The organism is Cryobacterium sp. MLB-32 (genome assembly GCF_000738085.1).
Taxonomy (GTDB): Bacteria; Actinomycetota; Actinomycetes; order Actinomycetales; family Microbacteriaceae; genus Cryobacterium.
This window is the reverse complement of record NZ_JPRS01000354.1, coordinates 1-1223: the sequence shown is the minus strand read 5'-3', so window position 1 is coordinate 1223 and position 1223 is coordinate 1. Positions and strand designations below refer to the sequence as shown.

Annotated in this window: 1 protein-coding gene; it reads left to right on the top strand. The window is 62.5% G+C overall.

Translation table 11 applies throughout. The annotated features are described in order from the left end of the window. Nucleotides 1-190: 190 nt before the first annotated feature. On the top strand, nt 191-1027 hold the full coding sequence (locus tag JF66_RS18520) for a sigma factor (RefSeq protein WP_035880322.1): 837 nt from the start codon (nt 191-193) through the stop codon (nt 1025-1027). Nucleotides 1028-1223 lie beyond the last annotated feature (196 nt).

The window sequence follows — 1223 nt, the reverse complement described above, 5'->3', positions numbered from 1 at the left end:
TTCGACCACGTTCGGTTCGGCCTCAAGGATCAAGCCGCGAATGCGGGCCAGCATGTCGCCTCGCCAGTCGCCCAATGCGGCAATGATTTCATCTATCGACGTCATCGGAATCTCCGCTACCTCTCTGTCACACCGGGCGCAGCCCGCACGTCACCCATAGTATGAGGCCCTGGAAGGAAGCGTGACGCGGGTGGACGAGACTGCAGCTTTCGAGCGGGAGCGCCCCCGGTTGTTGCGTATTGCTGGGCGGATCCTGCGGGACAATGCAGAGGCCGAAGACATGGTCCAGCAAGCCTGGCTGCGCCTTCACTCCACCGAGGCTGTCATCGATAATCTTCCCGGCTGGCTGACCACGGTGACCACGCGGCTTTGTCTGGACAGGCTGCGCGCCCCGAAACCGATCCTCGTCGACGACACGGCTTTCCCTTCGCCGACTGAAGATCCCGCCGATGCACTTGCCCTGGCCGACACGGTCGGGATTGCGCTCCAGGTGGTCTTAGACCGCCTCACGCCGAACGAGCGGGTCGCGTTCGTACTCCACGACAGCTTCAGCATTGATTTCCCCACCATCGCCATGATCCTCGGCAGCACTCCCGCCGCTGCACGCAAGCTCGCGTCGAGGGCGCGCAGCAAGGTCCGCCCGCAGGGCACCCTGCGCCGCCGAGCTGACTGGGAAGTCGTGGACGCGTTCCTTGCCGCCGCACGGGAAGGCGATTTTGAGCAACTTCTTGCTCTACTGGCACCTGGTGTGGTGGTCGCCGGTGACGAAGCGGCAATCTCAGCGGGAACTCCCACCCGCATAGAGGGACGAAACGCAGTTGCGACGATGTTCAACGGCGCTGCCAAAGCCGCGTTGCCGGTGTTCGTCGATGGCCGCCCTGGGGCAGCTTGGTTTCACCTTGGCTCGCCGCAAGTCGCTTTTGATTTCACGGTCGTCGACGGGGTTGTCTCTCGGATCGATTTCCGCGCCGACCCGGCCATCGTGGAACACCTCATCCGCCGTAAAGAAGGAGAGCGGCGGAACTGACAGGCATTGTTCTCCAATCCAACCCGTCAGCGGTCACACTTGCTCACGCTCCACCGTCATACAGGTAGCGGACCTCAGACGGAGCTACGCCTTCACAGTCAGGATTCGAGTCGATGAAAACAATGACCTGCCACCAACTGGGCGGCCCCTGCGAACAACCAGTGACCGGCGAATCCGCCGATGACGCTATCAAGSC